The following is a 13,253-nucleotide window of genomic DNA, read 5'->3' as shown; positions in this document are numbered from 1 at the left end:
CCGTCGGCGACCCACCGCAATGGGGAGGGCGGGTGGGCGGGCACTCACCGCCCCGGTCATCTCGACCGGGACTTTCGTGCTGGTCCGACCCGTTTCCGAACGTCATCGGCGTTGTCATGGACAAAGTGTGTCCGTGATAACCCCACAAGTATCCCACACCGCGGGCCGACGCCGGCACTCATGTGGGTGCACGCGCGTCGGCCCGGGAGGTTGCGAGGGTCAGGCGTCGAGGTCGGGGAACCAGATCGCGATCTCCCGCTCGGCCGATTCGGGAGAATCCGAGCCGTGGACGAGATTGTTCTGGGTGCTCAGCGCGAAATCCCCGCGGATGGTCCCCGGTACCGCCTTCTCGACGGGGTCGGTGCCGCCGGCGATCTGCCGCCAGGCCGCAACCGCGCGCGGTCCCTCGACGACGGCGGCAACGAGCGGCGCCGAGGTGATGAACTCCAGCAGTGCCGGGAAGAAGGGCTTGCCCTCGTGTTCGGCGTAGTGCCGGCGGGCCAGCTCGTCGTCGACCGTCTTGAGTTCGAGCGCCACGAGGGTCAGGCCCTTGCGTTCGATACGGGCGAGGATGTCGCCCACCAGGGCGCGGGCAACACCGTCGGGCTTGATCAGTACCAGTGTCCGTTCAGTCACGAGCACACCTTATCGGCGCGACGGTCGCACTCCTACGGGCAGTACTGCCCCGACACGGCGTAGAAGCCGTAATCGAACAACCCACCCGAGGTCGATCGCGGATCGACGATCACCTGCACGCATCCCTTCGGGTCGGCCAGCGCACCCTTGACGGCCAGATCGAGGTTCTTGGCCAGCGCCATGTTCGCCGGACGGTACTGCTCCGGAACCGGCAGAGCGGCGATCGCCTCGGCGGTCTTCATCGACGCCATGCGCTTGGTGAGGTCGTGGGTGGCGAGGTAACCGAAGGAACCGGTGGGCACAGGCATCGGCGGTCCGGCCTCGGGGACGTCGACGAGGAGTACCTGCGTGTTGGGAGCCGGCTGGGCCGGTGTGGGCGCCGCCGACGACGGAGCCGCTGTGGTCATGACCGCGGTACCGGCTGCCGCCACCGCCAGGAGTGCGAGGGCGCCGTGTCTGGCGACCGACCGTGCCCGGGTCTCGTTGGTGGTGCGGTGACAGGCGCGGTCGATGATCACGCGGCTCCTTCTGGGTTGTGTTGTGGTGCGGCGGAGACGAGGCGCCGCCGCCGCCGGATGCAGGTCGGCCGGAGTCGTCGAGGATATCGCCGACCACTCGACGGTCTCGACCCGACAGGGTCTGGTGAGTGATCGATAAGGGAATCGCGGGCCCCGGCGCGACTTCGCGTAATTCTGCAAGAGGACTGAGCGCAAGAACACCCCATCGAGGTCACGATTGGGCACCGATCGTCGGCCGAACGGACGACACGCGCCCGAGGGCGCGGTCAGGCGAAGTGAACGATGCTGATCGCGCCGGCCAGAACGCAATAGACCACGAACGGGTACAGCGTGCGGGTGTGGAACCAGCGGGCGAGAAAGGCCACGGCCGCGAGCGCCGCGACGAACGCGCAGAGCGAACCCACGAGGACCTGCCCACCGATGCCGTGTCCCTCGGGCCCGAACAACTCCGGGATCTTCAGCAGGCCGGCCGCCAAGATGACGGGGGTGGCCAGCAGGAACGCGAACTTCGCCGCGTCCTCGTGCACCAGGCGGCGCAGGAGACCACCGGAGATCGTCACACCGGATCGGGAGATGCCCGGGAGCAGCGCCAGGATCTGGCATGCGCCGATGCCGACGGCCTCCCACATCGTCAGCGACGTCATCGCCCGATCATTGCCGGAGGGCTGCGCGGCGTGGCGTCCGGCGGCTGTGCGACGCCGCAGCAGTTCGGCCGTCAGCAGCACGAGACCGTTGAGGAACAAGAAGATCGACGCGGCGAGCGGGGTGGCGAACACCACCCGCAGCGGTTTCTCGGCGATCAGACCGACGATCCCCACCGGGATCGTGCCGACGATGATCAGCCACGCCAGGCGCGCGTCGTCACCCTCGATGGAACGGTGCCGCAGCGACGAGATGAACCCACCCACGATTCGGACCCAGTCGCGCCAATAGAACAGAACGAGCGCCACGGCGGTCGCGACGTGCAGCGCCACGACGAACGCCAGGAACGGAGTGTGTCCGGCGCTGTCGGATTCGGTGACCAACTTCTCCCAATCACCCCCGAGCCAGGCGGGAACCAGGATCGAATGCCCCAGGCTCGACACCGGGAACAACTCGGTCACACCTTGCAACAGACCCATCACAATGGCCTGGGGATAGGTCAGATCGCTCACCGTTGGCTCATCCTCTCGTCATCTCGACGCGCCAACAGTACCCAACGGCGACCGACGAAACACGTTGCGCCACAGAGAATTACGGACATTTCTGGCAGATCGGCCGGGGTGACGCGGCGACCGTCACGAGTCGATCGGCTCCTGACCGGCCAACCGCCCCTCCCGCATACGTCGGGCGACATCGGCGCGGACATAGCGGATGTAGAGCCATACGAACAGGAACAACAGCCCGACGATGGCGATCGACCAGTGGAATACCCCACCGATGATCACCAGGATCTGCAGGCCGGTGTCGATCTCGAGAGCCCGCCGTCGCCCCTGCATCCCGCAGGCGAGGATCATCAGGAGCGTGACCACGCCGAGGTAGATCCCGGACACCCAGGTCAGTCCCGGACCGATCTTCGCGACGATCGGAAAGGTGAGGACCATGACGATGACCTCGAGGACCAGCGTGCCGGCCATGACGCCGCGCAGGCCGCGCCAGGGATCGGTGGCCGGCGCGGTGAAGCCGGGATGCTCACTCATGCGGGCTCCTTGCCGAAAAGGGTTCGCCCGGCGCCTGCGGTGACCACCGAACCGGTGATGATCACACCCGCCCCGGACACCGGCTCGCCGTCGGATTCCTCGGCGAGCGCGATGGCCGCGGCCACCGCGTCGGGCAGGAACGGCTCGACGGTGACACGGTCCTCGCCGAAGACCTCGCGGGCGATCTCGGCCAGATCCTCGGCGTCGAGCGCCCGCGGTGAGCCGTTGTTGGTGACGACGACGTGATCGAGGACGGGCTCGAGCGCGGCCAGTACCCCTTCGGCGTCCTTGTCCCCGAGCACACCGACGACCCCGACGAGCCGCCGGAAATCGAATTCGTCGGTCAACGCGTGCGCGAGCGCCGCCGCGCCATGCGGATTGTGCGCGGCGTCGACGAACACGCTCGGCGCGCTGCGCACCCGCTCGAGCCGTCCCGGGCTGCTGACGGAGGCGAAACCCGCACGGACGGCGTCGATGTCGAGCTGGCGGTCGGGCCCGGCACCGAAGAACGCCTCGACCGCGGCGAGTGCGAGCGCGGCGTTGGCGGCCTGATGCTCGCCGTGCAGCGGCAAGAAGATTTCTTCGTAGACACCGCCGAGCCCCTGGATGCGCAGCATCTGCCCACCGACGGCGGTGACCGCGTCGAGGACCGCGAATTCGGAGTTCTGCCGGGCGACGATCGTGCCCTTGTCCACACTCTCGCGCAGCAGCACGTCCATCACCTCCGGCTGCTGTGGGGCGATGACGGTCACCGGATCGGTCACGACGAGATCGTCCTTGGCGCGCTTGATGATCCCGGCCTTCTCCCCTGCGATCGCTGCCAGCGAGTCACCGAGGTAATCGGCGTGATCCATCGCGATCGGGGTGATCACCGCGACCGCACCGTCGACGACGTTGGTCGCATCCCAGCGGCCACCCATTCCGGTCTCGACGACGGCCACATCGATGGGAGCCTCGGCGAAGTAGGCGTAGGCGATCGCGGTGAGCACCTCGAACTTACTCATCCGTGGACCCTCGGCGGCGGTCGACGAGTCGTCGACCATGGTGATGTACGGCTCGAGATCGCGGTAGGTGTCGATGTAGGCGCGCGCCGAGATGGGTTGTCCGTCAACGGCGATCCGCTCGGTCACCCGCTGCAGATGCGGGCTGGTGATGCGTCCGGTGCGCCGGTGCAACGCGACGAGCAGCGCGTCGATCATCCGGGTCACCGACGTCTTGCCGTTGGTCCCGGCGACGTGGATCGCCGGGTAGGCGTACTGCGGCGAACCCAGTAGGTCCATCAACGCCGCGATGCGCGTCAGCGACGGCTCGATCTTCGTCTCGGGCCAGCGCGTATCGAGGTCGGCCTCCACCTCGGCGAGTTCGGCGAGGTCGGCCGCACTGTCCCCCGCGGTCAGCGGCGCACGATCGCGGGCGTCGGCGGCGGTTTCCTCGTCGTCGGTCAGCAGGGAGGCGAGATCCATCCGGTCGGGAGCGACGTCGTCGGGTCCGAAGTCGTCGGGTCCGGGGTCGTCGGGTCCGGGGTCGTCGGGCTCGATGTCACCCGCATCCTCCCACCCGGCGAAGTCGGCGGCGGTGAAGATCGGTTCGTCGTCGGAGCCGTCGGCCGCATCGTCGTGGTCGGGGTCGGACCCGTTGTGGCGGGTCACGATCCGCCCAGTGATGCCAGTTTGGCGGTGAGCCGCTGCACCTCTTCGCCGGCGATCTGTTGGCGCGCGCGGATCTTTTCCACCACTGCCTCCGGCGCCTTCGCGAGGAACTGCTCGTTGCCCAACTTCGCGGTGGTCTGAGCCAGTTCTTTCTCCGCGGCGGCGAGATCCTTCTCCGCACGCTTCCGCTCGGCCTCCACGTCGACGGTGCCCGACGTGTCGATCTCGACCTTGACCGTTGCCGCACTCAGGCGCACCTCGAGGTCGGCGGTCGCGGCGAACTCCGCTCCCGGCTCCTCCAGCCGGGCCAGCGCGGCCATGTATCCGGTGAGTCCGGCCAATCCGGCGTCGTCGAGGTGGGCGAACCGCACCGGAACCTTCTGCCCCGGTTTGAGCCCCTGATCGCTGCGGAAGCGTCGGACCTCGGTGATCAGCTTCTGCAGATCCTCCACTGCGGTCGCCGCCTCGGTGTCGGTCGGTCGGCCCGAAGCCGTCGGCCACGGCGCGATCACCAACGACTCGCCGCCGGTCAACGACGTCCACAGGACCTCGGTGACGAACGGCATCACCGGCGAGAGTGCGCGCAACAACGGGTCGAGTACCGCGCCGAGGACCAGACGTGTTGTCTGCGAACGCTTCTCGTCGTTATCTGCGAACTGCACCTTGGCCAGTTCCAGATACCAGTCGCAGAACTCGTCCCAGGCGAAGTGATAGAGCGCCTCACAGGCCTTGGAGAACTCGTACGACTCGAAGCCCGCGTCGACCTCGGCGAGCACCTCGTCGAGGCGCGACAGGATCCACCGGTCGGCGATCGTCAGATCCGCCGGGGCCGGCAGTTCGCCGAGCTCGGCCCCGTTCATCAGCGCGAACTTGGTGGCGTTGAACAGCTTGGTCGCGAAGTTGCGCGAGGACTGCGCGTGGTCCTCGCCGACGGAGATGTCGCTGCCCGGATTCGCCCCGCGCGCCAGCGTGAAACGCAACGCATCGGCGCCGAACCTCTCGACCCAGTCCAGCGGATCGATGCCGTTGCCCTTGGACTTGCTCATCTTGCGGCCGTGCTCATCGCGCACGAGGCCGTGCAGGAACAGATTGTGGAACGGCACGCGGCGCTGCGGCCCGAGGTCGGCACCGACGTAGGTGCCGAACATCATCATCCGCGCCACCCAGAAGAACAGGATGTCGTATCCGGTGACGAGAACCGAAGTGGGATAGAACTTCTCGAGGTCGGCGGTCTGCTCGGGCCAGCCCAGGGTGGAGAACGGCCACAGCCCCGAGGAGAACCAGGTGTCGAGGACGTCGGTCTCCTGGGTGTATCCGGCGGGCGGTGCCTCGTCGGGTCCGACGCACACCACCTCGCCGTCGGGGCCGTACCAGATCGGGATCCGGTGGCCCCACCACAGCTGCCGAGAGATGCACCAGTCGTGCATGTTGTCGACCCAGCCGAACCAGCGCGGCTCCATCGACGACGGGTGGATCACCGTCGACCCGTCGCGGACGGCATCGCCGGCGGCCTTGGCCAGGGGTTCGACCTTGACCCACCACTGCATCGACAACCGCGGCTCGATCGGCTCACCGGTGCGCTCGGAATGTCCGACGCTGTGCAGGTAGGGCCGGACCTCCTTGACGATGCGTCCCTGCTCGGCGAGGGCCTCGCGCACCTTGACCCGCGCTTCGAAGCGGTCCATGCCGTCGAATTGCGTTCCGGTGCCGTATATCCGGGCTTCCTCATCGAGGATGGTCGGCATCGGGAGGTCGTGGCGCTGGCCGATCGCGAAGTCGTTGGGGTCGTGGGCGGGGGTGATCTTGACCGCGCCACTGCCGAACTCCGGGTCCACGTAGTCGTCGGCGATGACCGGGATGGTGCGCTCGACGAAGGGGTGGGCCAGTTCGGTCCCGATCAGGTGCGCATAGCGTTCGTCGTCGGGGTGCACCGCGATCGCGGTGTCGCCGAGCATCGTCTCCAGGCGCGTGGTGGCCACCACGATGTGGGGCTCGGCGTCGTCGAGCGAGCCGTAGCGGAAGCTGACCAGTTCGCCCTCGACGTCGGCGTAGCTGACCTCGATGTCGCTGACGGCGGTCTTGAGGACCGGCGACCAGTTCACCAGGCGTTCGGCCTGGTAGATGAGCCCGTCGTCGTACATCTTCTTGAACATCGTCTGCACCGCGCGGGACAGTCCGTCGTCCATGGTGAAGCGTTCCCGGCTCCAGTCGACGCTGTCACCGAGCCGGCGCATCTGCTCGCCGATGTTGCCGCCGATCGCGGCCTTCTCGGTCCACACGCGATCGATGAACGCCTCGCGGCCGAGGTCGTCGCGGGTCAGACCCTCACCGGCGAGTTTGCGCTCGACCATGGTCTGCATGGCGATCGCCGCGTGGTCCATTCCGGGCAGCCAGAGCACCTCGTAGCCCTGCATCCGACGGCGCCGCGAGAGCGCATCCATCAGGACGTGCTCGTAGGCGTGCCCCATGTGCAGGGAGCCGTTGACGTTGGGCGGCGGGATGACGATCGAGAACGGTGGCTTCTCACCGGCCGCGTCCGCGGTGAAATAGCCTGCGTCCACCCATCGCTGGTACAGCGCTGCCTCATGTTCGGCGGGGTCCCAGGACTTCGGCAGCTCGCGGGAGGAATCGGGTGTGGTCACCCCCCAATCTTAGGGAATGCTGCCGACGCTCCCGCGCCCCCTGCCCGCCGCGGCGGGTGCGCACCGCCGTGGCGCCACCGCGTGGTCGCTACGGCGCGAGCGCGCGCAGGCGGTGCAGGTCCTCGGGAGCGTTGACGTTGATCAGCCATGACGGGTCGCTCACCGTGATCCGGCGGGTCACCAGGGCATCGAGCGCTGCGGTCATCCGACGCTCGCCGGACTCGACCAGAGCGGCCACCGTGCTTGCGGCGCCCACCCGATAGATGGCCGCCATGGGGTGATCACGGTCGGCGTCGTGGGCGACGACCGCCTCGGTCGATTCGGTCATGGCCGCCGACAGTTCGGCCACCAGCCCCGGTGCGATCATCGGCATGTCGGTGGCGCACACGAAGGCCATCTCGGCACCGTGCTCACCGGCGGTCGCCAACCCGGCCGCAAGACCGCCGAGCGGTCCTGCCCCCTGCTGCTCACCGGTGACCCACTGGGCCGGCGGACCACCCGTGCCATGCAGTTCCTGATACGCCGGGGAGCCGGTGGACGCGGCGACGAACACCCCGCAGTCGCAGCAGCCGTTGAGGACCTCGACGATGCTTGCCAGCATCGGCTGTCCTTCCCAATCCATCGCCGCCTTGTTGTGGCCCATTCGCCTGGAGCGTCCGCCGGCCAGGACCAGTCCGGCCAGATGTCGATCGTTCGTCTGCGCTGTCATGGGTCCAGTCTGGGCGATGACCACCGCGCCTGGTGTCGAGATCGCGATACCGGTGTCGCCCAACGGGAATTGAGCCCAACGGAATTGAACCCGGTGGAGTTCAGCCCAGTGGGATTTGGCCGCATCCCCACACGCCGACGCTCCCGTCCGGAAGATTCCGGACGGGAGCGTCGGCGTCAGAGGGAGTGGTGTGCGTGTCAGGCGCTCTTGTCGCGCCGTTCGTCGTCGCTCTCGGCACGCGGAACGATCGTCGGGAGCACGTTGTCGTTCACCGTCTCGGCGGTGACGACGACCTTCTCGACGTCGGTGCGGCTCGGGATGTCGTACATCACCGGGAGCAGCACCTCTTCCATGATCGCGCGAAGACCGCGCGCCCCGGTGCCCCGATGGATGGCCTGATCGGCGATCGCCTCGAGTGCATCGGCGCTGAACTCGAGTTCGACGTTGTCCATCTCGAAAAGCTTGGTGTACTGCTTGACCAGCGCGTTTTTCGGTTCGGACAGAATCGACACGAGCGATTCCTTGTCCAGATTGGTCACCGACGCGATGATCGGCAGACGACCGATGAACTCCGGGATCAGCCCGAACTTGATGAGGTCCTCGGGCATCACCTCGGCGAAGTGATCGGTGACGTCCACATCGTTCTTGGAGGCCACCTCGTTGCCGAAACCGATGCCGCGCTTGCCGATTCGCTCGGAGATCACCTTTTCCAGGCCGGCGAAGGCGCCCGCCACGATGAACAACACGTTGGTGGTGTCGATCTGGATGAACTCCTGATGCGGATGCTTGCGTCCACCCTGCGGCGGCACCGATGCCTGTGTCCCCTCGAGGATCTTCAGCAACGCCTGCTGCACGCCCTCACCGGAGACGTCGCGCGTGATCGACGGGTTCTCGCTCTTGCGGGCGATCTTGTCGACCTCGTCGATGTAGATGATGCCGGTCTCGGCGCGCTTGACGTCGTAGTCGGCGGCCTGGATGAGCTTGAGGAGGATGTTCTCGACGTCCTCCCCGACGTACCCGGCCTCGGTGAGCGCCGTGGCGTCGGCGATCGCGAACGGGACGTTGAGCATCTTGGCGAGCGTCTGCGCGAGGTAGGTCTTGCCGCAACCGGTCGGGCCGAGCATGAGGATGTTGGACTTCATCAGCTCGACGGTCTCACCGCCACGAGCCTCTTTCTTCTCCCCGGCCTGGATGCGCTTGTAATGGTTGTAGACGGCCACTGCGAGCGTGCGCTTGGCCGTGTCCTGACCGATCACATAGTTCTCGAGGAATTCCTTGATCTCGGCGGGCTTGGGCAGCTCGTCGAGTTTCACGTCGCCGTTCTCGGCGAGTTCTTCCTCGATGATCTCGTTGCACAGGTCGATGCACTCGTCGCAGATGTACACGCCGGGACCGGCGATGAGCTTTTTGACCTGCTTCTGACTCTTTCCGCAGAAGGAGCACTTCAGCAGATCGCCACCGTCTCCGATTCGTGCCATCGTGTGCTGTACCTACTTCCTCGATGTTGCCTGGCTGCCGGGGGTCGTCGCCGCCACCGGATCGGCGACGATGGGGCAGTCGCGGCGCGGACGATCATGGCGTGCGACCAATACCGTGCTCGAACGGACTCGCCACGAGTGTTCGCCCTCCCGACGGTACCCGCGCACGCCCGTTACTTCGACCGCTTGGGCCAAATGTCGCGAGAATGTCGTCCGGTCGGCCGCCCGGGACACCCCCGACGGCTCGACCGCACCACATGGGTGCCGGTGATGGACGCCGGCTACTTCTTCATGGACTTCTTGCGGTACTCGAACACCTCGTCCACGATGCCGTACTCCTTCGCGGCGTCGGCGGTGAGGATGTTGTCCCGATCGGTGTCCTTGCGGATCTTCTCGGCCGGCTGGCCGGTGTGCGAGGCCAGGATCTCGTCGAGCCGGTTGCGGATGCGCTCGATCTCGGCCGCCTGGATCTCGAGGTCGGAGACCTGCCCCTGGTAGGCACCACCGGTGCGTGGCTGATGGATCAGGATCGTCGCGTTCGGCAGGGCCGCGCGCTTACCGGGCGTGCCGCCGGCGAGCAGGATCGCCGCCGCCGATGCCGCCTCGCCGAGGCACACGGTCACGATGTCGCAGTGCACGTACTGCATCGTGTCGTAGATGGCGAGCATGTCGGGCACACTGCCACCGGGTGAATTGATGTACATCGTGATGTCGCGGTCGGGGTCCTGCGACTCGAGGACCAGCAGCTGCGCCATCACGTCATTGGCAACGGTCTGGTCGATCGGCGTGCCGACGAAGACGATCCGCTCCTCGAAGAGCTTGGCGTACGGGTCGTACTGACGCTGGCCGTTGGGAGTGTGCTCGATGAACTGCGGAAGGATGTAGCGCGCCTCGATCGCCTTCAGCGCCAGCGCCGAGGCCGGGATTCCGGCGGCCACGTCGGCAGGCAGGGCGTCGGTGGTCAGATTGTGGGTCATTTCTGCTCCGTGAGGTTGGGATACGACGAATGGTCTGTGGAGGGTCCGGCGCGTCAGTTGACCGGCACCGCGCGCGTGATCACGTGGTCGACCAGTCCGTACGCCTTGGCCTCCTCGGCGGTGAACCACTTGTCGCGGTCGGCGTCGGCCTCGATCTTCTCCAGCGGCTGCCCACTGAACTCGGCGTTGAGCCGGTTCATCTCTTTCTTCGTCGCCGCGAACTGCTCGGCCTGGATGGCGATGTCGGCCGCGGTACCACCGATACCCGCCGACGGCTGGTGCATCATGATCCGCGAGTGCGGGAGCGCGTGGCGCTTACCGGGCGCGCCCGCGGCCAGCAGGAACTGGCCCATCGACGCGGCCATCCCCATCGCGTAGGTGGCGACGTCGCATTCGGCGAGCTGCATGGTGTCGAAGATCGCCATACCCGCGGTCACCGACCCACCGGGTGAGTTGATGTAGAGGTGGATGTCCTTGGTCGGATCCTCGGCGGCGAGCAGCAGGATCTGCGCGCACAGCCGGTTGGCGATGTCGTCGTCGACCTGCGTACCGAGGAAGATGATGCGCTCACGCAGCAGTCGCTCGAACACCGAATCGGTGAGATTGAGCCCGGCGACTCCCGAGCTCATCGAAGGAGTGCGGCTCATCGAAGGGATGTCATCAGTCGGCTTGCTCACGATTCCTACCTTTACCTGTCGGTGTGGTGCCGGGTCGGGGGCAACCCGACCGGCGTCGTGCGGGTCTACTCGACCCGCACGCGTTACGTTGATGCTCGTTACTTGCTACTCGTTTGTCCGGTGCCGTCTGCCGCGTCGGCTGTTGTTGGTCCCATCCCGGAATCTGTCGTTCGGCGTATTCGTTCCGGCGTTTTCGTTCCGGCGTTGTCACCGACACTAACCAATGCATTGCGTCCGGCACTCCCGGTGGCGCCGTACTTCGCTCACAGCAGAACACGGCACACGTCGGCGTGTCAGACGCGAACAGCCGGAGTCCATCGCTGGAATCCGGCTGTTCGTGGGGACGAGATCAGGAGTCGTCGCCCTTGGCGTCTGCGCTCTTGGCGTCGGTGTTGTCGGCGTCCGAGCTCTCGGTGTCGCCGGCAGCATCGTCGGCTGCGGCCGAATCGTCCACCTCGTCCTCACCATAGAACTCTGCGAGGTCGATCGAGTTGCCATCGGAGTCGGTGACGCTGAACTTCCGGATGACGTCACCGAGCGCCTTGTTGCGGCGAACATCGGCGTAGACCGCACCGAGCTGGTTGGCCTGCGTCAGTTGCTGGATGAAGTCCTGCGGCGCGATCCCGTAGCGCTGTGCGGAGAACAGGATCTGCTGGGTCAGCTCGTCCTGGCCGACGACGGTCTCGAGCTGATCGGCGATCGCGTCGAGCAGCAGCTCGGTGCGCACCGACTTCTCCGCGCTCTCGCGGGCCTCGGCTTCGAAGGCCTCGCGTGTGGTGCCCTGGGCCTCGAGTAGCTGGGCGAACACCGCCTCGTCGTGGCCGATGCTGTGCAACACCTGCTCGAGCTGCGACTCGACCTGTGACTCGACGACCTTCTCCGGCAAGGGGACGTCGACCTTGGCGAGCAGCTCGTCGACCACGGCGTCGCGGATCTGGTTGGCCTGCTCGAGCTTCTTGGACTGATCGACGCGCTCGGCGAGCGAGGCGCGCAGTTCGTCGACGGTGTCGAACTCGCTGGCCATCTGCGCGAACTCGTCGTCGAGTTCCGGCAGCTCACGCTCTTTGACGGAGTTGACCGTCACCGTCACCTGGGCTTCTTCCCCGGCATGGTCGCCGGCGACGAGCTTGGTGGTGAAGACCTTCGACTCTCCGGCCTTGAGCCCGACGAGGGCTTCGTCGAGTCCGTCGACGAGGTCACCGGAACCCACCTCGTGCGAGAGGCCCTCGGTGGAGGCTTCCTCGACGGCCTCGCCGTTCACACTGGCCGCCAGGTCGATGGACACCATGTCGCCGTTCTGCGCGGCGCGGTCGACACCGGCGAGGGTGCCGAAGCGGCTCCGCAGTTGCTCGATCTGCTCGTCCACGGCGTTCTCGTCGTCGACGACGGCGGGCACCTCGACCGAGAGGGTCGAGAAGTCCGGGAGCTCGAGCTCGGGACGGACGTCGACCTCAGCCGAGAAGGTGATCGTCTCGCCGTACTTGAGTTCCTCGAGATCGATCTCGGGCTGGCCGATCGCCTTGGTGTCGGTCTCGGCGACCGCCTGGCTGTACTTGCCCGGCAGCGCATCGTTGACGACCTGCGCGAGGATCGAGTCGCGGCCGACGCGGGCCTCGATCAACTTGGCGGGCGCCTTGCCCGGACGGAATCCGGGGATGCGGATCTGCTGGGCCAGGGACTTGAACGCCCGATCGAAATCGCCCGAGAGCTCCTCGAACGGTACTTCCACGTTGAGCTTCACCCGGGTGGGGCTCAGCTGCTCGACGGTGCTCTTCACGCTTGGAATGCTCCTATTTCTCGCGTTGCGGACGTCATGTGCGTCGTGGCCCGTTCTGACGGGCCAGGCCGTTGCTGTCGTTCGGTCGGTACAGAGTCGGGATGACAGGATTTGAACCTGCGACCCTCCGCTCCCAAAGCGGATGCGCTACCAAGCTGCGCCACATCCCGGCGCCCGCATCGCGGCAACGCCACCGGGGTGGGGATGCGCGGACAGGACCGACCGATGATCTTACGGGTCACCCTCCATGAGACGAAACCCGGCCACCCGGATCGCCCTGCGCATTGATCTCTCGGATACGCCGCAGAGGGGCGATTTCGGTTCGGGTACACCGAGCAGGTACAGTCTCTTGCGCACCACAGCGGGTTCCGGCAACACCGGCAAGCACCGCTGACGGGGCACGCGGGTGTAGCTCAATGGTAGAGCCCTAGTCTTCCAAACTAGCTACGCGGGTTCGATTCCCGTCACCCGCTCGCGATCACGAGAGCCCGGCACGCCGCACGTGTCGGGC

General features: G+C 66.6%; 11 protein-coding genes and 2 tRNA genes. 1 reads left to right on the top strand and 12 read right to left on the bottom strand.

Going from position 1 to position 13,253, the window contains the following annotated elements; translation table 11 throughout:
• Positions 1–219: 219 nt before the first annotated feature.
• The 12 genes from ndk to AC5ZH6_RS10405 form a co-directional block, all read right to left on the bottom strand.
• Positions 220–636, bottom strand: coding sequence for a nucleoside-diphosphate kinase (ndk, locus tag AC5ZH6_RS10460; RefSeq protein ID WP_006371272.1), 417 nt, complete (start codon positions 634–636; stop codon positions 220–222).
• 32 nt (positions 637–668) lie between these two features.
• Positions 669–1,154, bottom strand: coding sequence for a hypothetical protein (locus AC5ZH6_RS10455; protein WP_006371271.1), 486 nt, complete (start codon positions 1,152–1,154; stop codon positions 669–671).
• A 266-nt stretch (positions 1,155–1,420) separates the two neighbouring features.
• The gene (locus tag AC5ZH6_RS10450; RefSeq protein ID WP_006371270.1) at positions 1,421–2,308 is read right to left on the bottom strand and encodes an undecaprenyl-diphosphate phosphatase; all 888 of its coding nucleotides are present in this window, start codon (positions 2,306–2,308) and stop codon (positions 1,421–1,423) included.
• A 123-nt stretch (positions 2,309–2,431) separates the two neighbouring features.
• Positions 2,432–2,833 carry a DUF4233 domain-containing protein gene (locus AC5ZH6_RS10445; protein ID WP_288338028.1) on the bottom strand — a complete coding sequence of 134 codons (402 nt, stop codon included), beginning with the start codon at positions 2,831–2,833 and terminating at the stop codon, positions 2,432–2,434.
• On the bottom strand, positions 2,830–4,296 hold the full coding sequence (folC, locus tag AC5ZH6_RS10440) for a bifunctional tetrahydrofolate synthase/dihydrofolate synthase (protein ID WP_240524127.1): 1,467 nt from the start codon (positions 4,294–4,296) through the stop codon (positions 2,830–2,832). Before folC ends, AC5ZH6_RS10445 begins: the two co-directional genes overlap by 4 nt.
• Before the next feature lie 182 nt (positions 4,297–4,478).
• Entirely contained in the window at positions 4,479–7,124 is a 2,646-nt protein-coding gene (locus AC5ZH6_RS10435; RefSeq protein ID WP_271353427.1) for a valine--tRNA ligase, read from the bottom strand.
• An 88-nt stretch (positions 7,125–7,212) separates the two neighbouring features.
• A complete protein-coding gene (locus AC5ZH6_RS10430; protein WP_035728418.1) occupies positions 7,213–7,833 on the bottom strand; it encodes a molybdenum cofactor guanylyltransferase in 621 nt (206 codons plus the stop codon).
• 197 nt (positions 7,834–8,030) lie between these two features.
• Complete coding sequence (gene clpX, locus AC5ZH6_RS10425) at positions 8,031–9,311, bottom strand: ATP-dependent Clp protease ATP-binding subunit ClpX (RefSeq protein WP_006371265.1); 1,281 nt, start codon at positions 9,309–9,311, stop codon at positions 8,031–8,033.
• 281 nt (positions 9,312–9,592) lie between these two features.
• On the bottom strand, positions 9,593–10,288 hold the full coding sequence (locus tag AC5ZH6_RS10420) for an ATP-dependent Clp protease proteolytic subunit (protein WP_006371264.1): 696 nt from the start codon (positions 10,286–10,288) through the stop codon (positions 9,593–9,595).
• A gap of 53 nt (positions 10,289–10,341) precedes the next feature.
• Positions 10,342–10,917: an ATP-dependent Clp protease proteolytic subunit gene (locus AC5ZH6_RS10415; RefSeq protein WP_006371263.1), complete on the bottom strand. Its 576-nt coding sequence runs from the start codon at positions 10,915–10,917 to the stop codon at positions 10,342–10,344.
• Between the two features lie 397 nt (positions 10,918–11,314).
• Positions 11,315–12,742, bottom strand: a complete 1,428-nt coding sequence (tig, locus tag AC5ZH6_RS10410; RefSeq protein WP_496169007.1) for a trigger factor — start codon at positions 12,740–12,742, stop codon at positions 11,315–11,317.
• 96 nt (positions 12,743–12,838) lie between these two features.
• Positions 12,839–12,912 (bottom strand) — tRNA-Pro (locus AC5ZH6_RS10405).
• Positions 12,913–13,144: 232 nt separating this feature from the next.
• On the opposite strand from AC5ZH6_RS10405, the gene AC5ZH6_RS10400 reads away from it, so the two are divergent.
• Positions 13,145–13,215 (top strand) — tRNA-Gly (locus AC5ZH6_RS10400).
• Positions 13,216–13,253 lie beyond the last annotated feature (38 nt).

It is taken from the genome of Gordonia sp. YC-XJ4 (genome assembly GCF_059511865.1).
Note: the sequence above shows the minus strand (reverse complement) of the source record. Positions and strands in the feature narration are given on the sequence as shown.

Excerpts from the sequence above, each read along its gene's own strand:
- AC5ZH6_RS10430 (WP_035728418.1), bottom strand. The coding sequence starts at position 7,833 with ATGACAGCGCAGACGAACGATCGACATCTGGCCGGACTGGTCCTGGCC.
- AC5ZH6_RS10420 (WP_006371264.1), bottom strand. The coding sequence starts at position 10,288 with ATGACCCACAATCTGACCACCGACGCCCTGCCTGCCGACGTGGCCGCC.
- clpX (WP_006371265.1), bottom strand. The coding sequence starts at position 9,311 with ATGGCACGAATCGGAGACGGTGGCGATCTGCTGAAGTGCTCCTTCTGC.
- folC (WP_240524127.1), bottom strand. The coding sequence starts at position 4,296 with ATGGATCTCGCCTCCCTGCTGACCGACGACGAGGAAACCGCCGCCGAC.
- AC5ZH6_RS10445 (WP_288338028.1), bottom strand. The coding sequence starts at position 2,833 with ATGAGTGAGCATCCCGGCTTCACCGCGCCGGCCACCGATCCCTGGCGC.
- AC5ZH6_RS10415 (WP_006371263.1), bottom strand. The coding sequence starts at position 10,917 with ATGAGCTCGGGAGTCGCCGGGCTCAATCTCACCGATTCGGTGTTCGAG.